This is a genomic window from Bradyrhizobium sp. WCU1, from assembly GCF_053474805.1.
Genome location: NZ_CM130280.1, coordinates 122,192 through 143,972 on the forward strand (window position 1 = coordinate 122,192; position 21,781 = coordinate 143,972).

Genomic DNA, 21,781 nt, shown 5'->3' on the forward strand with positions numbered 1-21,781 from the left:
GCTTGGTTGCGCCAGGGGGGTCGTGGGGGTCGTGCGGTAGCGATGGGGTCGATCGACAAGTACATCTTCAAAACGACGCTGTCGTCGTTTGCGCTTGTCCTGGTCAGCCTCACCGGGGTGATCTGGATTACCCAGGCGTTGCGCGGCATCGACCTGATGACCAGCCAGGGTCAGACCATCCTCACCTTCCTCGGCATCACTGGCCTCGTGATCCCGGCCCTGGTCCTGATCATCGCCCCGATCGCACTGATGATCGCGATCTCCCACACGCTGAACAAGCTCGCGACCGATTCCGAGATCATCGTGATGAACGCAGCCGGCTTCTCGCCGTTCCGGCTGTTCTACCCATTCTTCTATGCCACCTGCGTGGTCGCCGCGCTGGTCGCCTTCATCGGCGCCTATCTCGCCCCCGACGGCATGCGCCGGATCAAGCAATGGGATGCCGAGATCACCGCCGACGTCCTCACCAACATCCTGCAACCCGGCCGCTTCGCCCAACTCGATCAGAACCTGACGATTCGGATCCGCGAACGGCTGCCCGGCGGCGTGCTCGGCGGCGTTTTCGTCGACGATCGCCGCGATCCGCAGCAGCGCGTTACCATCGTCGCCGACCACGGCACCGTGCTGAAGAACGAGAGCGGCTCATATCTCGTGCTGGAGGACGGCAATCTCGAGCGATTCGAAGCCGGCAAGCGCGATCCGACGCTGGTGGTGTTTCAGCGCTACGCCTTCGACATGTCGAAATTCTCGCAAGGGCGCGACGTCACGCTCGGAATTCGCGAGCGTTATCTCTGGGAGCTGATGTGGCCGGACGAGAACGATCAGACCTATCAGCAGCTGTCAGGCCAGTTCTTCGCGGAGCTGCATGATCGCTTCATGGCGCCGATCTATCCGTTTGCGTTCGCGGCCCTCACCTTTGCCTTTCTCGGCGCGCCGCGCACCACGCGCCAGAGCCGCAATTTCTCGATCGGCGGCTCGGTGTTTGCGGTGTTCGGCCTGCGCATGGTCGGATTCGCCTGCTCGGTGATGGCGGTGAAAACGCCGATCGCGGCCCTCGTGCAATATCTGATGCTGTTCGCCGGCATCGGCGTCGGCCTCTGGATGATCATCGGCGGCGTCGTCGTCGAGCCGCCGCCGCGGCTGATGGAAGCCATCAACAGAAACAACGAGCGCATTGCGCGGCTGTTCCGGAGGCAGGCAACCGCATGAGCATGGTCACAAATACGCTCGGGCGCTATTTCGCCGGCCGATTCGTGATCGCGGCGGTCGGCGTGTTCGCGGGCATCTTCGTGCTGCTCGTGCTGGTCGATTACATCGAGATGGTGCGCAAGACATCCAGCCTGGTCGGCGCATCCGCCATCACCGTCGCCGAGACTTCGCTGTTTCGCGTGCCGCAACTGCTTGAAAAGCTGATGCCGTTCTGCGTGCTGATCGGCGCGATGACCTGCTATCTCGCTCTGTCGCGGCGGCTGGAGCTCGTCGTGGCGCGCGCCGCCGGCGTCTCGGCCTGGCAATTCATCTCGCCGGCGCTGGCCAGCGCGATCGTACTCGGCATCTTTGCGACCACCGCCTACAATCCGGTGTCGGCCAATCTGCGCGAACTCTCGAAACGGATGGAGGCCGAACTGTTCGGCTCGGCGCCGGGCGGCGGCATTCAGGACGCGTCGGGCTTCTGGCTCAACCAGATCAATGACGAGGGTCAGGCGATCATCAATGCGGCCCGCAGCGAGCAGCAGGGCGTCCGGCTGACCGGCCTGACGGTGTTCCGATTCGATACGGCGCTGCAGTTCAAGGAGCGAATCGAAGCGCGCGAAGCGACGCTCGAAGAAGGCCGCTGGGTGTTCACGGGAGTACGTCGATACACCCTCGACAAGGCGCCGGTGGACCAGGACACCTTCTATTTGACCACCACTCTCACCCCGGCACAGGTGCGCAACAGTTTCTCCACCCCCGAAACTGTGTCCTTTTGGCAACTGCCGAACTACATCCGCTCGTCGGAGAGCTCAGGGTTCGCGACGGCTGGCTATCGCTTGCAGTATCACAAGCTGATCGCACAGCCGTTTTTGCTGGCTGCGATGGTGATGTTGGCGGCTTCTGTGAGCCTCCGCTTCTTTCGGATGGGCGGCGTGCAGAAGATGGTTTTGAGTGGCGTGGGCGCAGGCTTTCTGCTCTACGTGCTGTCGAAAGTAACTGAAGATTTGAGCAAGGCTGAGTTGATGCATCCCATCGCTGCGGCGTGGTTGCCTGTCGTTGTGGGTAGCCTCACCGGCTTCTTAGCCTTGCTGTACCAGGAGGACGGGTAGTGGCTACCGTCGCCGCCCGCCAGTTGATGTCGCCTGCATTCGGGCGGCGCAGTGCCCTGCGCCGTCAACGGAGCCGCATGGCCGCGTTTGGCGTTTCGATTTCCGCTCTGCTTGCCGCGTTCGTCGTGGTCAGCGCGCTCGACGTGGTCGTGTCGACGCCGGCTGCTGCGCAGGCGTTCACCTACAATCCGCGTCCGCCGAAGCCGGTCCGTCCGCCGGCCAAGAATGACGGGCAGATGCTCGTTCAGGCGACCGAGGTCGATTACGACTACAACAACTCGCGCATCTCGGCGGTCGGCAACGTCCAGATGTTCTACAACGGCACCAGCGTCGAGGCCGACAAGGTCATCTACGACCAGAAGACCAAGCGTCTTCATGCCGAAGGCAACATCCGCATGACCGATGCGGAAGGCAAGATCACCTACGCCAACATCATGGACCTTAGCGACGACTACCGCGACGGGTTCGTCGATTCGCTGCGCGTCGACACCGAAGACCAGACCCGCATGGCGGCGACCCGCGCCGATCGGTCGAGCGGCAATTACACGGTGTTCGACAACGGCGTTTATACCGCCTGCGCACCCTGTAAGGATGATCCGAAGAAGCCACCGCTCTGGCAGGTCAAGGGCGCGCGCATCATCCATAACCAGACCGAGAAGATGCTCTATTTCGAGAACGCCCAGCTCGAATTCTTCGGCGTTCCGATGGCGTATCTGCCCTACTTCTCGACGCCCGACCCGACCGTGAAGCGCAAGAGCGGCTTCCTGATGCCGGGCTTCACCAGCTACACGGCATTCGGCTACGGCGTCGAAATGCCCTATTACTGGGCGATCGCGCCTGACATGGATGCGACCTTCACTCCGCGCATCACGTCCAAGCAGGGCGTGCTGCTGCAGACCGAATTCCGCCAACGCTTTAATGACGGCGCCTATCAGATCCGGCTTTACGGCATCGACCAGCTCGACCAGAAGCAGTTTACCGGCCAGCCGGGTGACCGCCAGTTCCGCTGGGGCGTCGACACCAAGGGCCAGTTCGCGCTGAACGACAAATGGGTCTGGGGTTGGGACGGCGTGCTGCTGTCCGACTACTTCTTCATGTCCGATTACCGGCTCGCCCAGTACAAGGACCCGTTCGGATCGTTCCTGTCGCTGCCGACGGAAGCGATCTCGCAGCTCTATCTGACCGGGGTCGGCAACCGCAGCTTCTTCGATGCGCGCGCGATCTATTATCTCAGCTACTCGGGTAACCAGAACCAGGTTCCGGTGGTCGCGCCGGTCATCGACTACAACAACGTGATCAACCAGAATATCCTGGGCGGCGAGTTCAGCTACAAGACGAACTTCGTCAACCTGACCCGCGAGACCGCGGTATTCGATCCGATCACGACGACCGCCAACACCAACAGCCTGTGCTTGACCACGTCGGCCGATCCGATGGCGCGAACGCCGTCGCAGTGCCTGCTGCGTGGCATGCCGGGCACCTACACCCGCCTGACCGCCGAGGCGCAGTGGCGCAAGTCCTACACCGACCCGTTCGGCCAGATCTGGACGCCGTTCGCCAGCGTCCGCGCTGATGCGATCAACGCCGACGTCTCGAACCAGCCGGGCGTTTCCAGCTATCTGCCGGTCGGCGACACCCAGACGGTCCGCCTGATGCCGACCGTCGGCCTCGAATACCGCTACCCGTTCATCAATGTGCAGCCGTGGGGCACGACCACGGTCGAGCCGATCGCGCAGGTCATCATCCGGCCCAACGAGCCCAATGCCGGCAAGCTTCCGAACGAGGACGCGCAGAGCCTGGTGTTCGATACCTCGAACCTGTTCTCGGTCGACAAGTTCTCCGGCTATGACCGCGTCGAAGGCGGCAGCCGCGCCAATGTCGGCGTGCAGGCCACCACGCAGTTCGACCATGGCGGCAGCATCAAGGGGATGTTCGGACAGTCCTACCAGATGTTCGGCCTGAACTCGTTCGCGGTCGCCGACGTCACCAACACAGGCATCGACTCCGGCTTGCAGAACCCGCGCTCGGATTATGTCGCAAGCCTCGCCTATTCGCCCAACCGCACCTATACGTTCAGCGTCCGGACGCGGATGGATGAGGCGACCTGGAACATCAACCGGTTCGAGGCGACGGCAAGCGCGAACTTCGACCGCTGGTCGGTCGCCGTGACGTACGGCGATTATGCGGCGCAGCCGGAACTCGGCTATCTGACGCGCCGCGAGGGCATCCTCACCAGCGGTTCGATCAAGGTGGCGTCGAACTGGGTGGTTCAGGGTGCGGCGCGCTGGGACCTTGAAGCGAACAAGATCAACCAGTATGCCTTGGGCGCGGGCTATGTGGACGACTGCTTCGTGCTGGCTGCCAACTATGTCACGTCCTATACCTACCAAGCCGGTTCGCAGCCGCCCGTCCTCAGCCACGCGTTCATGTTCCAGATCGGGCTGCGGACGATCGCCCAGACCTCCACGACCAGCAGTTCGGCTGGCATGCAGTAGTGCGTGAGGGGCCTATCAGGGGGGCTTGTATTGCCCGCGGGCCTTGGCCCCGGCTTGAATTGGTTTAAACGGCTGACATGACCACACCAACGACCGCTAGCCCGCCGACGCGCCGCCACTCGCTCCTGTTGAGTTTCTTGCTGGCTCTTTTCCTCCTGCTGGGGGGCGGCGCGCGCCTGCATGCCCAGACCATCGCCGTGATGGTCAATGGCGAACCCATCACCAATTTCGACATCGAGCAGCGCGCGAAGCTGAACGCACTGACCGGCGGCAAGTCCCCCGATCGAAAGGCCATCCTCGACGAGCTGATCGACGAGAAGCTGAAGATCAAGGAAGCTAAGAAATTCGGCGTCGATCCCACTGCCAACGACATCGAACAGTCCTATGGCGGCATGGCGCAGCGGATGCGACTGAACAACGATCAGCTGACCAAGGTGCTGGAGAGCAAGGGCATCAGGCCCGATACGCTGAAGCAGCGCATCCGGGCCGACATGGTCTGGACCAGCCTGGTCCGCGGCCGTTTCAAGGAGAGCCTTCAGGTCGGAGAAAAGGATGTCGACACCGCGGTCAAGGGGACCGGCGAGGCCCCCGACGCCGAAGCTTTCGAATACAGGATGCAGCCGGTCGTGCTGATCGTGCCCCGCGGCTCGCCGCAATCCGAGTTCGAGGCTCGCCGCAAGGAAGCGGACTCCCTGCGCGAGCGCGTGACCAGTTGCGAGGAAGCCAACACCTTCTTCAAGTCGATGCGCAACGCAGCGATCCGCGAGATCGTCGTGAAGACGTCGGCGGACCTGCCGCAGTCGCTGCGCGACATCCTGGACAAGACCCCGGTCGGCCACCTTACCCCGCCCGAACTCACCAAGCAGGGCATCGAGATGGTCGCCCTTTGTGGTCGGAAGGCAACCACGGTGGACACGCCGAAGAAGCGTGAAATGCGGGACAAGATGTACGTGCAGAAGTACGAGGCGAAGTCGAAGGCCTACCTGCAGGAAGTGCGAAAAGCCGCGATGATCGAATATCCAGGCGGGCGGTGATCGACTATCGTTGACGCATGGCTCAACCTCTTGCACTGACATCCGGCGAGCCCGCAGGCATCGGCCCCGACATCACGCTCGCCGCATGGTTGCGCCGCCGCGAACTCGATCTGCCGCCGTTCTATCTGCTTGGGGACCTCGCATCCCTGGCCGAGCGCGCCAAGACGCTCGGGCTTGCCGTGGAGCTGGCCGAGGTCAGCGCCGAAGAGGCCTCCGCGGCATTTGAACGGGCCCTGCCCGTCGTTCCGACCGGCAACGCGGCGACGGCACGACCGGGCAAGCCAGACGGGAGCAGCGCAGATGCCGCGCTGGCGTCGATCCGTCAGGCCGTCGCCGACGTCACCGCCGGCAAGGCCAGCGCCGTCGTCACCAATCCGATCGCCAAGAACGTGCTGTACCGCGCCGGCTTCCGTCATCCCGGCCACACCGAATTCCTCGCCGAGCTCGCCGCCCGCGGCGGAGCCGCGCCGCAGCCGGTGATGATGCTGTGGTCGCCGGCGCTCGCCGTCGTGCCGGTGACGATCCATGTGTCGGTCCGCGAGGCGCTGGCGCAATTGTCGACCGACCTGATCGTGTCGACCGCGCGGATCGTGGTTGCGGACCTGAAGGCGCGGTTTGGCCTCGCCTCGCCGCGGCTCGCCGTCGCCGGCCTCAACCCGCATGCCGGTGAAGACGGCACGCTCGGCATGGAAGATGTCGAGATCGTTGCGCCCGCGGTCGAGATCCTGCGCCGCGAAGGCATCGCCGCCCGTGGCCCGCTGCCGGCCGACACCATGTTCCACGCCGCGGCGCGAAAAACCTATGACTGCGCGCTCTGCATGTATCACGACCAGGCGCTGATCCCGATCAAGACCGTCGCGTTCGAGGACGCCGTCAACGTCACGCTGGGCCTGCCGTTCGTCCGGACGTCGCCCGATCACGGCACTGCATTCGACATCGCCGGCACCGGCAAGGCCAATCCCTCGAGCCTGATCGCCGCGCTGCGGCTCGCCGCGCGGATGGCCGCGGCGTCAAGCTGAGTGAGCGCGATCGACGATCTGCCGCCGTTGCGCGACATCATCCGCGAGCACTCGCTGTCGGCGCGCAAATCGCTCGGCCAGAATTTCCTGCTCGATCTCAATCTCACCGCGCGGATCGCCCGCGCCGCGGGCCCGCTGGAAGACTGCACCGTGATCGAGGTCGGGCCCGGCCCCGGCGGACTGACGCGCGCGTTGCTTGCGATGGGCGCCAGGCGCGTGATCGCGGTCGAGCGCGACGAGCGTGCGATCGACGCACTGGGCTATATCGTCAAGCGCTACCCCGGCCGCATCGAGATCGTGCATGGCGATGCGCAGCATTTCGATCCTCGTCCCCTGCTTGACGGCGGCAAGGCCAAGATCGTCGCCAACCTGCCCTACAACATCGCAACCCAGCTTCTGGTCGACTGGCTGTCGATCGAGCCATGGCCGCCCTGGTACGACACCATGGTGCTGATGTTTCAGCGCGAGGTCGCCGAGCGCATCACAGCCCACGAGGACGAGGAGGCGTATGGCCGGCTCGCGGTGCTCGCCAACTGGCGCGCCGAGACCAAGATCCTGTTCGACATTTCGCCCGCGGCCTTCGTGCCGCAACCGAAAGTCACGTCCTCGGTGGTCCGCCTGATCCCGCGCGCTGCGCCCGAGCCGTGCGACCGCCGCATGCTCGAACAGGTTGCGGCCGCCGCCTTCGGCCAGCGCCGCAAGATGCTGCGCCAGAGCCTGAAATCGCTGTCGGTCGATCCGGCGCGGCTTGCGGCCGCAGCCGGTATCGACGCGACGCGGCGCGCCGAGACCATTCCGGTCACAGGCTTTGTTGCCATGGCACGTGAATTGGCCGATATACGGTCCACAAAATAGAACAACAGGAGAAAACGTAATGGCGCGTATGGTTCGCCAATCCCTCGTCAAGTTCGATGCACCGCTGTGCGAAACCATCGTGGACACGCCGAAGCCGCAGGGACGCGAAGTGCTCGTGCGTATCGAGCGCTGCGGCCTGTGCCATTCCGATCTCCACATCCAGGACGGCTACGCCGATCTCGGCGGGGGCAAGAAGCTCGACACCACCCGCGGCATGACGCTGCCCTTCACGCTCGGCCATGAGATCGCAGGCGTTGTCGACGAGGTCGGCCCCGATGCGGCGAAGGATCTGGTCGGGACCAATAAGGCGGTCTTCCCCTGGATCGGCTGCGGCCAGTGCCGCGACTGTCTCGCCGGCGACGAGAATCTCTGCGTCAAGCAGCGCTTCCTCGGCGTCTCCATCGACGGCGGCTTTGCGACCCACGTGCTGGTGCCCGACGCAAAGTACCTGCTCGACTACGATCCGCTGCCGGTCAACCAGGCCGCCACGCTGATGTGCTCCGGCGTCACCGCCTATGGCGCGCTGAAGCGCCTGGTGGATCGTCCGCGCCAGCGCAACCTGCTGCTGATCGGCCTCGGCGGCGTCGGCATGATGGGCCTGTCGTTCGCGCAGGCGATGTTCAAGCAGCCGATCACGGTTGCCGATCTCAGCCCCGCGGCGCGTGAGACCGCGCTGAAGAACGGCGCGGCCGCCGCCTACGATCCCGCAGAGCCCGACGTCGTCAAGCGCATGCTGAAGGAGAGCGACGGCGGCTTCGACGGCGTCGTCGACTTTGCCGGCAACGAGAAGTCGATGGCGTTTGCGGTGTCGACGGTGGCACGCGGCGGCAAGATCGTGGTGTCCGGACTGATGGGCGGCAACTTCTCGCTGCCGATGGTGCAGTGGGTCTACAAGCGCATGACCATCGAGGGCTTCATGGTCGGGACGCTGGCCGAAGGCCAGGAGCTGATGGCACTCGCCCGCGCCGGCAAGATCAAGCCGACGCCGATGAAGGAAGAGCCGATGGCCGACGTCCAGAAATGGATCGACGAGTTGCGCGCCGGAAAAGTCGTGGGACGCATCGTACTGAAGAACTAGGCATGATCGGGGAACGTGGGCCGCGGTTTGCCCACGACCGACACGCAGCGCTTCCACGAAGATCATGTACAGACAAGACGTCCCGCCGGCGTTGCCATCGCCGCCGGGACGTAACGTTTTAAAAGCCCCAACGCAATGATCGTCCCGCGGAACCCGACCGTGGACGGCGCAATCATCAAGCGCGCGCTCCTGCCACCGGCTCGCCGCAATTGCGGCACGCCGCGAGCCTCAATTAAGCCCTACCCGTTCCGGATTTGCGGCGCATTGCCACCCAACTCTTTACCGAGATTGGCGTCACCAGCGTTTGCGTAAAAAAGAATACCGGGGACGCGTATGTCAAATCGTTCAGCGAAATTCGCTGCGGCGCTTGCCGTCAGCCTGCTGGCTGGTGCCAACTTCGGCGCCGTAGCCCAGAACGCCGCCGCTCCGGCGGCAACCGATACGGCGAATACCAAGACGGCCGACGCCTGTCAGTCCGCGCCGAAGGGAATCGCGCCAGCGGGAAGCCACTGGTTCTACCACCTCGACCGCAGCACCCAGAAGAAGTGCTGGTACCTCGGTGACGCCAGGAACAAGGTCGTCGCCAAGACCACCGCGGCGCAGCAGCAGCCCGCAGCCGCGCCCGACACCGCGACAGCCGACGCAGCGCTGCCGCAGAGCCAGCCGGCGCCGGCGCCGCAGCCGGCGATGCGCAAATCGGTTGCCAATGCCCATGCCGAGTGGCCATCGCCGCAACCCGCCGCGGCGCCCGTCGTCGCAAGCCCCGATGCCGGTCAGGCCGGCGCGGCCACGACAAATCCGGTGGGGTCTGCCGCGCCCGCCGGCGCCAACGCCCAGCCGTCGGACGTGAACGCCAGGTGGCTGGACGCATCGAGCATGGCCGGAACCAACGGAACTCGGCATGCCGCAGACCAGCCGACCGCGGTCGCGCAGGCGGACACGACACCGCAGCAAGCCGCCGCACCGGCACCAGCCGCCCCTGCCGCGGCCGAGGCGGGCACGGACAAGACATCGTCCTCGACGCAGATGCTGCTGATCGTGATGGTCGGCGCGCTCGCACTGGCTGGCCTCGTCAGCGCGCTGGTGTTCCGCCTGACGCGCACGCGGACGCCGCCCTACGAGATCAAGGACGAGTGGCAGGCGCCCTGGGATTCGCTGCACACCGAGCCGGCGCCGCCGATGGCGGTCGTCAGCCGCGACCGCCCGCTGCGCCTGTCGGAGGCAGCGCCGCGCCGATCAGAGACACCGGTTCCTCGCCGCGCCGAGACACCTGTCGCTCGCCGCGAGATGCCGCGTGAGCCTGATCAAACGGAGCAGGACAACAAGCAGATCGCGGCGATGTTGCAGCGGCTGGCGCGCAGCGCGGCGAATTAAACGGCGCTCAGAAACGCAGAAGTCATGATGCGCTCGGCGGATCGCATCATGACTCCGGGACTACTTCTCCAGCTGACGCTGCAAGCCGCGCACGAATTCGGTGAGGCCGGTGCGGCGCTCGCGCTTCAGCCGCTCAGCCTTCAGGATCGACTGCACCTCGGCAAAGGCGTCGTCGACGTTCTGGTTGACGACGATGTAGTCGTATTCCGCCCAGTGGCTGAGTTCGTGGCTGGCGCGGTTCATCCGTCCGCGGATGACCTCTTCCGAATCCTGCGCCCGCGTATGTAGCCGCTTCTCCAGATCGGCGGCCGACGGCGGCAGGATGAAGACCCGCACCACGTCGACGCTGGCCTTCTGGTGCAACTGCTGCGTGCCCTGCCAATCGATGTCGAACAGAACGTCCTGTCCCACCGATAGCGCCGCCTCGACCGGCGCACGCGGCGTGCCGTAGAGATTGTCGAACACCGTCGCCCATTCGAGCAGCTCACCCTGCTCGACCATGGTCTCGAACTTCTTTTTGTCGACAAAGAAATAGTCACGGGCTTCGACTTCGCCCGGCCGCTTCGGACGCGTCGTCGCCGACACCGACATTTTCAGGCCCGGCTCGCGCTCGAGCAGCATGCGCGACAGCGTCGTCTTGCCGGCGCCCGAGGGCGACGACAGGACGAACATCAGTCCGCGCCGCTCGACGCCGTCAAAACCCTGCGCCGTCATCATTCACTCCAGATTCTGGACCTGTTCGCGGAACTGCTCGACCACGTTCTTCATCTCGAGCCCGGTGTTGGTCAACTCGACATCGTTCGATTTCGAGCAGCAGGTGTTGACCTCGCGATTGAACTCCTGGGCGAGGAAGTCGAGCCGCCGCCCGACCGGGCCGCCCTTGCCGATCATCTCGCGCGCCTGGCCGATGTGGGAAGCGATGCGATCGAGCTCCTCGCGGATATCGGCCTTGGTGGCGATCAGGATCGCCTCCTGGCTGAGCCGGTCTGCATCGAAGCGATCGGAAGTCTCCAGCAGCGCGGCGATCTGCTCGGCGAGCCGCGCCTTGATCGCCTCGGGCTTGCGGCCGGGCGCCGTCTCGGCGCGCTTGGCGAGCCGCTCGATCTCGTCCATCCGCTGCATCAGGATCTGGCCGAGCGCATCGCCCTCGCGGCGGCGCATCTCGACGAGGCTCGTCAGCGCCTGCTCGAAGGCCTTCGCGGCGGCCTCGCGTGCCGCCTTGTCCTCGTCCTCGTTGCTCTCGGGCTCGACCACCTCGATGACGCCCTTGATGCCGAGCAGCCCGTCGATGCTCGGGGCCACCGCGTCGATCCGCTGCGCGAGTTCACCCGCGACCTTCACGACGGCCGCGAGCACGTCCTCGTTGATGCGGATGGTCTGCGCCGCATCGCTGCGCTTGACGGTGAGATTGGCGTAGACCGTGCCACGCGACAGCAGCTCGCCGGCGCGCTTCTTGGCCAGGGCTTCCAGTTCGTCCCAGCCGGGCGGCAGCCGCAACCGCAAGTCAAAGCCCTTGGCGTTGACCGATTTCAGCTCCCACTCGAACGTATAGGGACCGCTCGCGCCATGGCTCCGGGCAAAGCCAGTCATGCTCGACAGCGCCATCGCGTGAACTCTCCAACAGAATGATTTGAGGCTCACCCCGAGCCTGCGGGACTCGTGAGGGGCCGATGCGATCTTAAAACGGATTCCGTGAAAGTGGAATTACGTCCACCTCCGGGAAACGAGAAGCTAGCGCTGCACGACGGGCGGCGAGATGGTCTGCTGGGCTGCGCCCTGGCGACCGCTGCGCGGCGGCTTCTTCTGATTGGTGGGCTTCGGCGGCGTGGTCGCCGTCGGATTGGTGTCCGCCGTCCCGGGTGCCGCGGCGGCAGGCGCCGGATCGTCCACGGGCTCGACGGTGTCGTTCTGGATCTGCTTTTCCGACGCGCGCAGCTTGGCGACATTCTTGGCGTGCTGGTCGTAGGTTTCGGTGAAGGCGTGGCCGCCGGTTCCGTCGGCAACGAAGAACAGGTCGCGCGTGCGCGCCGGATTGGCGGTCGCCTCCAGCGAGGCGCGGCCGGGATTGGCGATCGGTCCGGGCGGCAGGCCGTCGATCACATAGGTGTTGTAGGGCGACGGCTGCGTGATCTCGCTGCGCTTGATCGGACGCCCCAGCGTTCCCTTGCCGCCCACCAGCCCATAGATGATGGTCGGATCGGATTGCAGCTTCATCCGCTGCCGCAGGCGGTTGACGAACACGGCGGCGACGCGGCTGCGCTCGTCGGCGCGGCCGGTTTCCTTCTCGACGATCGAGGCCAGCGTCACCAGCTGGTCCGGCGACTTCAGCGGCGTATCGGTGTTGCGGCGTTCCCAGATCTCGGCAAGCACGCGCTTCTGCGCCTGCTGGAGGCGCTGGATCACCTGGTCGCGCGTAGTGCCGCGCGGGAATTTATAGGTCTCCGGCAGCAGCGTGCCCTCGCGCGGAATCTCGCGCACCGAGCCGGTGAAGATGTCATTGTCGGAGAGCCGCGACACGATCTGCTCGGAGGTCAGCCCCTCCGGAATCGTGATCGCGTGCTGCACCACCTTGCCGTCGACGATGGTGGCGATGACGTCGCGCAGGCTGGCGTTCTTCTGGAACGAGTATTCGCCGGGTTTCAGGTCGGAACTCGCCTTCAGCGCAAACACGCTGCCGATGAAGATCCACGGATTGACGTTGATCACGCCCTCACGCGACAGCACGTCGGCGATGTCGCGCTTGCCGGCGCGCGCGGGGATGTTGACGATCTTATCTTCCTGCAGCGGCCCCGGCGCTTCCAGCGTCTGCTTGCCGTAATAGTAAGTCGCGCCGGCGCCGATCATCAGGATGATCAGGATGGTGAAGATGGCATTGCCGACGATCACGAATGGATTGCGGGCGCGATCCGAGCGCTTGGGCGGCGGCGGAACCTGTTCGGGCTCCAGCGCGGCACGTGGACTCCTCGGTGAAATGGGCGGCCTCTCACTCATCGATGCAAACCAATATCCTGCCGGTTGAATCGTGGCCGGACAAACCCCTGCCCTGCCAATAGCATACGCCCGCTATTAGGAGTCACCGCGGAATACGGCAAAACGGTGGACTAGTTCTAAAGTCACGTTCCGATCGCATCGGAACGCGACTTTGGATTCTTATTCTGACGCGTTTTCTTCACGCGAACCGGTCCCCGCTTCGCTCGAAAACGCTCCAAAGACCTACTAATTGATCACGCGTTGCACGATCACGGAGGCGTTGGTGCCGCCGAAACCGAAGGAATTGGACAGCGCCACGTTTACGTCACGCTTGCGCGACGTGTGCGGCACGAGATCGATCGCGGTTTGCACCGACGGGTTGTCGAGATTGATGGTCGGCGGCACGACGTTATCGCGAATCGCCAGGATCGCGAAGATCGCCTCGATCGCACCGGCGGCGCCGAGCAGATGTCCGGTCGCGGACTTGGTCGACGACATCGAGACCTTCGAGGCTGCATTGCCGAGCAGGCGCTCGACGGCACCGAGCTCGATCTCGTCGCCGACCAGCGTCGAGGTGCCGTGCGCGTTGATGTAGTCGAGATCGGACGCCGCAAGGCCGGCGCGCTTCAGCGCCATGCTCATGCTGCGGAAGCCGCCATTGCCGTCCGGCGGCGGCGAGGTGATATGGAAGGCGTCGCCCGACAGGCCGTAGCCGGTGACCTCGGCGTAGATCTTCGCACCACGCCGCTTGGCGTGCTCATACTCCTCGAGCACGAGAACGCCGGCGCCCTCGCCCATCACGAAGCCGTCGCGATCCTTGTCGTAGGGCCGCGATGCCTTTTCCGGAGTGTCGTTGAAGCCGGTGGACAGCGCGCGCGCCGCGCAGAAGCCGGCAATGCCGATGCGGGAGATCGGCGATTCGGCGCCGCCCGCGACCATCACGTCGGCATCGCCGAGCGCGATCAGCCGCGCCGCGTCGCCGACCGCATGCGCGCCGGTCGAGCACGCCGTGACGACCGAATGATTGGGGCCCTTCAGGCCGTGCTCGATCGAGACGTAACCGGACGCCAGATTGATCAGGCGGCCCGGAATGAAGAACGGAGAAACCCTGCGCGGTCCACGCTCCTTCAGCAGCACGGCGGTGTCGGCGATGCCGGTGAGACCGCCGATGCCGGAACCGATCATGGTGCCGGTGGCGAACTGGTCCTCGTCCGACTTCGGATGCCAGTCGGCGTCGTCGAGCGCCTGCTTGGCCGCACACATCGCATAGAGGATGAAATCGTCGACCTTGCGCTGGTCCTTCGGCTCCATCCACTGATCGGGATTGAAGGTGCCATTGGAGCCGTCGCCGCGCGGAATGTAGCAGGCGACCTGGCTCGGCAGGTCCGACACCTCGAAGGTGTCGATCTTCTTGCCGCCGCTGTCGCCGGCGAGAATGCGCGCCCAGGTTGCGTCAACGCCGCAGCCGAGCGGTGTAAGCATGCCCAGCCCCGTGACGACAACCCGTCTCATTTCCACGTCTCCGGCCAACAATGCGCGGCTAATAGTAAGAAGCCGGGGGACCGCTCGATCGCGGTCCGTCCGGCCCCGTCAACTTCGCGATCGGCGTCAGCTCTTCGCGTTCTTCTCAAGAAACTTGGTCGCGTCGCCGACGGTCAGAATCGTCTCCGCCGCGTCGTCCGGAATCTCGCAACCGAATTCTTCTTCGAAGGCCATCACGAGCTCGACCGTGTCGAGGCTGTCGGCGCCGAGGTCATCGATGAAGCTCGCGCTATCGACCACCTTCTCGGGTTCGACACCAAGGTGCTCGACCACAATCTTCTTAACCCGCTCGCCAATCTCACTCATCGTTCAACCTCGTTGTTCCATTGGACCCGACCCCAAGACGATACGAGCCATCGTGGTCGTCTCGATTACTCAATCGCGCATAGTCTTGATTCGGCCCGGTCGTAGCCGACTAAAGCCCCGGCGAACGGCAGGCGTCGCCACGCCAATATACAGGGTTTCAAAATCCTGCAATGGCGTTCTTCGCCCATCCACGGGGGGTTCAGCTACCATACTTCCAAAGCCTTGACTACACGCCTGAACCGGCTCCCGAAAACGGCCTTTCGCCGCATTGCGAGAACCGGCAAATAGCTCAAATCATCGCCATCCCGCCGTTGACGTGAATCGTCTGTCCGGTGACGTAGGCGGCCTCGTTCGAGGCCAGATAGACCGCTGCCGCAGCGATATCCTCGGGCGTTCCGAGCCGCGCCGCCGGAACCTTCGCCAGGATGGCTTCACGCTGCTTGTCGTTCAGCGCGTCGGTCATCGGCGTCTTGATGAAGCCCGGCGCGATGCAGTTGGCGGTCACGCCGCGCTTGGCGTATTCGGCGCCCAGCGTCTTGATCAGCCCGATGATGCCGGCCTTCGACGCGGTGTAATTGCCCTGCCCCGGATTGCCAGTGACGCCGACGATCGAGGTGATCGCGATGATGCGGCCGAAGCGCTTGCGCATCATCAACTTGGTCGCCGCGCGCGCCAGGCGGAACGTCGCGGTCAGGTTGACCGCGATCACGTCGTCCCAATCCTCGTCGCGCAGCTGCACGAACAGATTGTCGCGGGTGATGCCGGCGTTCGCGATCAGAATGTCGACCTGGCCCATCGCAGCTTCCGCCGCCGGCACCAGCGCCTCGACATCCTCCTTGCTGGAGAGATTGCACGGCAGCACGTGAACGCGCTCGCCGAGCCTGGCGGCGAAGCCGTCCAGCACCTCGCGCCGGGTCCCCGAGATCGCCACCGTCGCGCCCTGCGCATGCAGCGCCTGCGCGATCGCGCCGCCGATGCCGCCGGTTGCGCCCGTCACGAGCGCGGTCTTGCCAGTCAGATCAAACATCGAATTCCCCTCCCGGCTTCAAGCCGACGCTGCCAGCGCATCCTTGGCCGCAGCAATATCGTTCGGACCGCCGACGGACACGCCGACCGCGCCGTCCGCAATGCGTTTGACGAGGCCGCTCAGCACCTTGCCGGCGCCGATCTCGAAGAACCGCATCACGCCCTGCCCGGCCATATAGGCAACCGACTCGCGCCAGCGAACGGTGCCGGTGACCTGTTCGATCAGGCGGCGGCGGATCTCGTCGGGATCGGTGATGGCGGAAGCGAGCACGTTGGAGACCAGCGGCGCCGCCGGCGCCTTGATGGTGACGCCGGACAACGCCTCTGCCATCGCATCGGCCGCCGGCTGCATCAGCTTGCAGTGAAACGGGGCGGACACCGGCAGCAGCATGGCGCGCTTGGCGCCCTTGGTCTTGGCGATCTCGACGGCGCGATCGACCGCGGCCTTGTCGCCGGAGACCACCACCTGTCCGCCGCCATTGTCATTGGCCGCCTGGCAGACCTGGCCCTGCGCCGCCTCATTGGCGACCGCCACCGCCGCCTCGTAATCGAGGCCGAGCAGCGCGGCCATCGCACCGGCGCCGACCGGCACCGCCTTCTGCATCGCAAGCCCGCGGGTGCGCAGCAGCCGCGCGGTGTCGCTGACGGTCAGGCTGCCCGCGGCGGCCAACGCCGAATATTCGCCGAGCGAGTGCCCGGCCACGAAAGCCGCATTGCGGCCGACCGAGAAGCCGGCCTCGCTCTCCAGCACGCGCAAAGTGGCGATCGAGACCGCCATCAGGGCCGGCTGGGCATTCTCGGTGAGCTGCAGCGTCTCCGCCGGACCATCCCAGATGATCGCGGTCAGCTTCTCGCCCAGTGCGGCATCGACCTCGTCGAACACCGCCTTCGCGGCCGGAAAGGCGTCGGCCAGCGCCTTGCCCATGCCAACCGCCTGCGAGCCCTGCCCGGGAAACGTAAATGCTGCCGTCATCGGCGATCCCTACCTTGTTGAGCGTGATCTCCGCGCAAGCGCTTCGCGCCTGCCGCAGGGGAAAACGGTATCCGCGTTGCGCCAAACGCGCCACAGCGGGTCCGGGCCAATCGCCTGCACCAAGTCGTGCAAACGGCCTCAGACCGGGCCGTAAGACACCGTTGGGGGGCGCGATGTCAAGCCGCGCGGGCGGAACCCCTGGGGATGCCGAACCGGTTCGGCCCTAGAATCCACCGGCATTCTGGTCGGCGTTAACCCTGGCGCCGGCCTGCGCCCGGCGGGCGCTGTTGACCAATTGCCCCGGGCGGTCCTCGTGGGCGGGCCTGGCCGTCGCCAGCCGCAGCACGGCGGCGTAGCCCGGCTGCACCTCCATCCGCTCGGCATAACGGCTTCCGCAGAGGATACGGTGGACGCGCGGCAGGTTGTAGCACGGCACGTAGAACAGCAGATGATGCTCGAGGTGATAGTTCACGTAGTACGGCGCGATGAACAGCCGCTCGAGGACGTTGGCCCGCGTGGTGCGGGTGTTGCGCAGCGGATCGGCGCTGTCGGGCACGACGGCGTGCTCAGCAATGTTGCGGATCCGCGTAATCACCATCATCCAGGTCAGCAAGGGCACCAGCCACAGCAGCGGATAGGCCCACCACACGCCGGCGGCGGCGAGGCCCGCGAACAGCAGCGCATTGGTGACGCATTGCGGCCCGAGCTTCTGCCAGAAATTGGCGGCACGCCGCGACAGCGACCACTCCTTCGGCCCGATCGCATTGAGCAGTTGCGCCTTGCGCTGCTGGTAGCCGGTCTGCCCGGTGATGTCGCGGAGGAATTTCCGGCGGTAGCTCAGCCTCGTGATCGGGAACGGCGCCGACAGCACGAGATCCGGATCGTCCTCCTGCTGCGTGCGGGCATGATGTTGCAGATGATAGCGGCGATAGCCGCGGGTTTCGGCGAAGATCGGGTAGGCACAGAACCACTGGCTCAGCGCCAGATTGGTCTTCTCGTCGGCCGACAGACAGCCATGCGCACCGTCATGCATCAGGATGGCAAGGCCGAGCTGGCGCGAGCCGATGATCGCAACCGCCAGCAGGTAGGTCAGCGGATTGGGCCACCACGCCACCAGCGCGATCGCGCCCAGGATCAGCGCCCAGGCGTGCACGATCAGGGCCACGCCCTTCCACGTCGTGCGCTCGCGCACCGCCACCAGTTCGTCTTCGGTGAGGAAATCGCGGGCACGCATGCGCAGCGTGGTCATGAGCTTGTCTCCCCGTCCGTTGAGGGTGAAATATCGCGGTCGCCGACCAGGCGCAGGCGCGATCCATCATTGGCCGACGCCGTTGTCGCGGTGGCCTGCTCGCCGAGCGCGCGCAGCAATTCGCGGCACATCTCCTCGGCGCCGCGGCCCATCGCAAAACCTTCGACGATCACGCCGATCGCGATCGCCCAGAACCGCCGCGAGCTCTCTTCGGGCGCGCGCAGCGAGCGCCAGCCGTGCCGCTCGACCTGGCCGGCATAGGCGCGCGCGCCTTCGCTGTGCAGACGCTCGATGGTGCGTTCGACCAATGGCGCGAGATCCTGCCGGCGCCGCGTCAGGGTCAGGGCCTCGGCGAAGAAGGCGACCGTGTCGGTCGCGGTCACGGTCTCGGCCAAAGCATGGCTGTATTCGCGCGGCGTGTGGGCCTTCAGGGCAGCCTGCTCGGTCGCGCGCGCGAGATAAAGCATGTCGCGGCTGGCGGCTTCGACGAACAGCGCTTCCTTGGTGCGGAAGTAATAGGTGATCTGGCTCGGAAAGGCGTCCGCAGCGGCCGCGATGTCGGAGATCGAGGTGCCGGAGAGCCCACGCTCCTTGAACAGGCGGCTTGCGGCATCAAGCAGCAGCGAGCGCATCTTGCGCCCCGCCGACCGCGTCGCGCGCACCGCGTGCTTCGGATCGGGCGCAGACATGCCGCCGGCGGTCTCCGAACCCATCTGGTGTCCTCCCTGAGATATTTGTATGACATACAAACAAAGAAAACAACCGAAAACGGCCGGAACTTGCGTTGATAGCGCTGACAGGCTACGCCGCCTTGCAAATCCCCGGGGTCCAGACCTGCCTGGACCCTTGCCTTCGCGGCCAAAATCCGTATAAAGCGCGCCATTCGTGGGCTCCGGCCGGGAGCTGAACGGACGGTCTCAGCAAACTCACCCGCTGATTTTGATGTGGCAGGGCCAGTCGGCCCGTCGTCCCGTGCTCCCGCCTTCTGAGCAGCTCGAGTCCTTTCCGAAGGTCTCGAAGGGCTTGTCGCCGGAAACCCGCGCCAACACAGGAAAGGACAACCATGCCTCTTTATGAGCATGTTTTTCTCGCGCGTCAGGATGCGAGCACCCAGCAGGTGGATGAACTGACGGCCCAGATGACGGGTATCGTCGAACAGGGCGGCGGCAAGGTCACCAAGACCGAGAGCTGGGGCGTGCGCTCCCTCACCTACCGCATGAACAAGAACCGCAAGGCGCATTTCGTGCTGATGAACATCGACGCTCCGTCGGCTGTCGTCACCGAGATCGAGCGCCAGGAGCGGATCAACGAAGACGTCATCCGCTACCTCACCGTGCGCGTCGAAGAGCACGAGGAAGGCCCGTCCGCGATGATGCGCAAGGCCGACCGTGATCGCGAGCGCGACGATCGTGGCGGTGGCTTCCGTGGCGACCGCGAAGGCGGTGGCTTCCGTGGCGATCGCGAAGGTGGCTTCCGTGGCGACCGTGGTCCGCGCCGTCCGCGCGACGAAGAAGCTGCGACCGAGGAGTAATGAATCATGGCTGATGCTGGTGCCCGCCGTCCGTTTTTCCGTCGTCGCAAGTCCTGCCCGTTCACGGGCGCGAATGCGCCGAAGATCGACTACAAGGATTCCAAGCTGCTGATGCGTTACGTCTCCGAGCGCGGCAAGATCGTGCCGAGCCGCATCACGGCCGTGTCCGCCAAGAAGCAGCGTGAGCTCGCCCGCGCCATCAAGCGCGCGCGCTTCCTCGGCCTGCTGCCCTACGTCATTCGCTAAGCGTTTCCGGCCGGCGGGATACCCCGCCGGCCGCTCATTCTCATAAGGCTTCCGGGTCGTCCGGTCGCCGATGGTTGGGGTTCTCGATTGAGGACCCCTAACCGCTCAAAGGGGGCGGGACAGCTGATGATCGCGATCCTCATTGTTGCACTTGCAGCCGGCGCCGCGTCGGCGCTGATGTTCGCCTCGATCAGTTCGGGCGCGCTGATCTCGATATTGCTGTTCTATCTCTCCCCGCTGCCGATCATGGTGGCGGCGTTCGGCTGGGGCCCCCTCGCCGCCGCGATTGGTGGCGTCGGTGCGGCATCCGTGCTCGGGGCGATCTTCGGGCTTCCCTACAGCATCGCGTTTGCCATGATGGTGGCCGTTCCCGGCTGGTGGCTCGGCCACCTCGCCCTGCTCGGACGGCCGATCGAGGGCGCAGCCGGCGATGGCGCCACCCAGCAGCCGCCTGCGCTCGAATGGTATCCCGTCGGCAGGATCCTGCTCTGGATCGCGGCCTTTGCGGTGATCACCACCACGGCAACGCTGCTCACGCTCGGCGCGGACACCGACACCATCACCGCAGCTTTGCGACGCGGCCTGCTGAAGGTGCTCAGCGCCGGCGACGGCCAAGGCAGCGTCGAGATTGAACGGCTGGTCGACATGCTGGTGATCCTCGCGCCGCTGGCCGCGACGATCCTCTCGATGGTCACGCTGACACTGAACCTATGGCTGGCCGGCAAGATCACGCAGACCTCCGGGCGGCTCAACCGACCCTGGCCGGAATTGCGCAGCACCGCGCTTCCCTCCATGACGCTGGTCGCGCTGCTGGTGGCGGCGGCGCTCAGCTTCGTCGGCGGCATGCTTGCGCTGCTCGCCCAGATCGTCACCGCAGCGCTCGTGATCGGTTATGCCCTGGTCGGCTTTGCGGTCCTCCACACGCTGACCCTGTCGCTCAACAGCCGCGGCTTCTGGCTCGGCGGCATCTACGCCGTCGTCGTCATGTTCGGCTGGCCGATCGTCGCCATCTTCGCGCTTGGCATTGCCGACGCCGTATTCGGACTGCGCCAGCGCTATCTGCAAACACGACCGCCGCCTCTGCCCGCGGCCTGACATTCGATCCAACCACTCAAACCGATACTTAGCCTCTAAAGGAGAACGAAAATGGAAGTCATTCTGCTGGAACGCGTTGCCAAGCTTGGCCAGATGGGCGAAGTCGTGCGCGTCAAGGACGGGTTCGCCCGCAATTTCCTGCTCAAGCGCGGCAAGGCGCTGCGCGCCACCGAGGCGAACCGCGCCAAGTATGACGGCATGAAGGCCGAGCTCGAGGCCAACAACATCAAGGCCAAGGGCGAAGCCGCCGTGGTCGCCGAGAAGATCGACGGCCGCGACGTCGTCATCATCCGCCAGGCCTCCGAATCCGGCCAGCTGTTCGGCTCGGTCACGGTGCGCGACATCGTCACCGCGCTCGCCGCCGACGGCGTGACCGTTGCCCGTCCGCAGGTCTGGCTCGACTCGCCGATCAAGGTGATCGGCCAGCAGAAGGTGACGATCGCGGTTCACCCCGAGGTCGAGACCAGCGTCACCGTGACGGTCGCCCGTTCCGCCGAAGAGGCCGAGCGGATCAAGCGCGGCGAGGACATCTCGACCCGCCAGGAAGACCAGGACGCGGCCGCCGAGGCGCTCGCCGCCGCAGGCGAGTTCTTCGATCCGGAAGCCCAGCACGACGACGAAGCCGCGCCGGCTCCGGCCGCCGAAGAGAAGTAAGCTTCTCGCGATCGTCCGACCGACGAGAGCA

Annotated in this window: 21 protein-coding genes; 12 read left to right on the plus strand and 9 right to left on the minus strand. The window is 65.2% G+C overall.

Features of this window, described 5'->3' with window-relative positions; all coding sequences use genetic code 11:
- Nucleotides 1-42 precede the first annotated feature (42 nt).
- The 8 genes from lptF to ACTUWL_RS00680 all read left to right on the plus strand — a co-directional run bounded on the left by lptF (nt 43) and on the right by ACTUWL_RS00680 (nt 10,158).
- Complete coding sequence (gene lptF / locus ACTUWL_RS00645; RefSeq protein WP_021079862.1) at nt 43-1,209, plus strand: LPS export ABC transporter permease LptF; 1,167 nt, start codon at nt 43-45, stop codon at nt 1,207-1,209.
- Nucleotides 1,206-2,303 (plus strand): LPS export ABC transporter permease LptG, encoded by a 1,098-nt coding sequence (gene lptG / locus ACTUWL_RS00650; protein ID WP_021079861.1) that lies wholly within the window; start codon nt 1,206-1,208, stop codon nt 2,301-2,303. Before lptF ends, lptG begins: the two co-directional genes overlap by 4 nt.
- A gap of 77 nt (nt 2,304-2,380) precedes the next feature.
- The gene (locus tag ACTUWL_RS00655; RefSeq protein ID WP_035651906.1) at nt 2,381-4,798 is read left to right on the plus strand and encodes an LPS-assembly protein LptD; all 2,418 of its coding nucleotides are present in this window, start codon (nt 2,381-2,383) and stop codon (nt 4,796-4,798) included.
- Nucleotides 4,799-4,875: 77 nt separating this feature from the next.
- On the plus strand, nt 4,876-5,832 hold the full coding sequence (locus ACTUWL_RS00660) for a SurA N-terminal domain-containing protein (RefSeq protein ID WP_021079859.1): 957 nt from the start codon (nt 4,876-4,878) through the stop codon (nt 5,830-5,832).
- A 17-nt stretch (nt 5,833-5,849) separates the two neighbouring features.
- On the plus strand, nt 5,850-6,851 hold the full coding sequence (gene pdxA / locus ACTUWL_RS00665; RefSeq protein WP_021079858.1) for a 4-hydroxythreonine-4-phosphate dehydrogenase PdxA: 1,002 nt from the start codon (nt 5,850-5,852) through the stop codon (nt 6,849-6,851).
- Nucleotides 6,852-7,706, plus strand: coding sequence for a 16S rRNA (adenine(1518)-N(6)/adenine(1519)-N(6))-dimethyltransferase RsmA (gene rsmA / locus ACTUWL_RS00670; protein ID WP_021079857.1), 855 nt, complete (start codon nt 6,852-6,854; stop codon nt 7,704-7,706).
- Between the two features lie 19 nt (nt 7,707-7,725).
- The gene (locus ACTUWL_RS00675) at nt 7,726-8,784 is read left to right on the plus strand and encodes an alcohol dehydrogenase (protein WP_021079856.1); all 1,059 of its coding nucleotides are present in this window, start codon (nt 7,726-7,728) and stop codon (nt 8,782-8,784) included.
- Nucleotides 8,785-9,117: 333 nt separating this feature from the next.
- A complete protein-coding gene (locus ACTUWL_RS00680) occupies nt 9,118-10,158 on the plus strand; it encodes a hypothetical protein (RefSeq protein ID WP_021079855.1) in 1,041 nt (346 codons plus the stop codon).
- Nucleotides 10,159-10,218: 60 nt separating this feature from the next.
- Here the strand turns inward: ACTUWL_RS00680 and gmk are convergent, their stop codons facing one another.
- The 9 genes from gmk to ACTUWL_RS00725 form a co-directional block, all read right to left on the minus strand.
- Nucleotides 10,219-10,872 carry a guanylate kinase gene (gene gmk, locus ACTUWL_RS00685; protein WP_021079854.1) on the minus strand — a complete coding sequence of 218 codons (654 nt, stop codon included), beginning with the start codon at nt 10,870-10,872 and terminating at the stop codon, nt 10,219-10,221.
- A 3-nt stretch (nt 10,873-10,875) separates the two neighbouring features.
- Nucleotides 10,876-11,763 carry a YicC/YloC family endoribonuclease gene (locus ACTUWL_RS00690; RefSeq protein WP_021079853.1) on the minus strand — a complete coding sequence of 296 codons (888 nt, stop codon included), beginning with the start codon at nt 11,761-11,763 and terminating at the stop codon, nt 10,876-10,878.
- 126 nt (nt 11,764-11,889) lie between these two features.
- On the minus strand, nt 11,890-13,149 hold the full coding sequence (gene mltG, locus ACTUWL_RS00695; RefSeq protein ID WP_021079852.1) for an endolytic transglycosylase MltG: 1,260 nt from the start codon (nt 13,147-13,149) through the stop codon (nt 11,890-11,892).
- A 225-nt stretch (nt 13,150-13,374) separates the two neighbouring features.
- Nucleotides 13,375-14,640: a beta-ketoacyl-ACP synthase II gene (fabF, locus tag ACTUWL_RS00700; protein WP_021079851.1), complete on the minus strand. Its 1,266-nt coding sequence runs from the start codon at nt 14,638-14,640 to the stop codon at nt 13,375-13,377.
- Between the two features lie 96 nt (nt 14,641-14,736).
- Nucleotides 14,737-14,976, minus strand: a complete 240-nt coding sequence (locus ACTUWL_RS00705) for an acyl carrier protein (protein WP_002716125.1) — start codon at nt 14,974-14,976, stop codon at nt 14,737-14,739.
- Nucleotides 14,977-15,265: 289 nt separating this feature from the next.
- Nucleotides 15,266-16,003, minus strand: coding sequence for a 3-oxoacyl-[acyl-carrier-protein] reductase (gene fabG / locus ACTUWL_RS00710; RefSeq protein ID WP_021079850.1), 738 nt, complete (start codon nt 16,001-16,003; stop codon nt 15,266-15,268).
- An 18-nt stretch (nt 16,004-16,021) separates the two neighbouring features.
- Nucleotides 16,022-16,975, minus strand: a complete 954-nt coding sequence (fabD, locus tag ACTUWL_RS00715; protein ID WP_021079849.1) for an ACP S-malonyltransferase — start codon at nt 16,973-16,975, stop codon at nt 16,022-16,024.
- Nucleotides 16,976-17,198: 223 nt separating this feature from the next.
- Complete coding sequence (locus ACTUWL_RS00720; protein ID WP_021079848.1) at nt 17,199-18,224, minus strand: fatty acid desaturase family protein; 1,026 nt, start codon at nt 18,222-18,224, stop codon at nt 17,199-17,201.
- Entirely contained in the window at nt 18,221-18,937 is a 717-nt protein-coding gene (locus tag ACTUWL_RS00725) for a TetR/AcrR family transcriptional regulator C-terminal domain-containing protein (protein ID WP_021079847.1), read from the minus strand. The genes ACTUWL_RS00720 and ACTUWL_RS00725 overlap by 4 nt, the downstream gene beginning before the upstream one ends.
- Nucleotides 18,938-19,287: 350 nt before the next feature.
- Between ACTUWL_RS00725 and rpsF the strand changes: the two genes are divergently transcribed.
- The 4 genes from rpsF (at nt 19,288) to rplI (ending at nt 21,750) form a co-directional block, all read left to right on the plus strand.
- Nucleotides 19,288-19,755 (plus strand): 30S ribosomal protein S6, encoded by a 468-nt coding sequence (gene rpsF / locus ACTUWL_RS00730; protein ID WP_021079846.1) that lies wholly within the window; start codon nt 19,288-19,290, stop codon nt 19,753-19,755.
- A 6-nt stretch (nt 19,756-19,761) separates the two neighbouring features.
- Nucleotides 19,762-20,001: a 30S ribosomal protein S18 gene (rpsR, locus tag ACTUWL_RS00735; RefSeq protein ID WP_016844287.1), complete on the plus strand. Its 240-nt coding sequence runs from the start codon at nt 19,762-19,764 to the stop codon at nt 19,999-20,001.
- Nucleotides 20,002-20,127: 126 nt separating this feature from the next.
- Nucleotides 20,128-21,096 carry a DUF2232 domain-containing protein gene (locus tag ACTUWL_RS00740; protein WP_021079845.1) on the plus strand — a complete coding sequence of 323 codons (969 nt, stop codon included), beginning with the start codon at nt 20,128-20,130 and terminating at the stop codon, nt 21,094-21,096.
- Nucleotides 21,097-21,147: 51 nt separating this feature from the next.
- The gene (gene rplI / locus ACTUWL_RS00745) at nt 21,148-21,750 is read left to right on the plus strand and encodes a 50S ribosomal protein L9 (protein ID WP_021079844.1); all 603 of its coding nucleotides are present in this window, start codon (nt 21,148-21,150) and stop codon (nt 21,748-21,750) included.
- Nucleotides 21,751-21,781 lie beyond the last annotated feature (31 nt).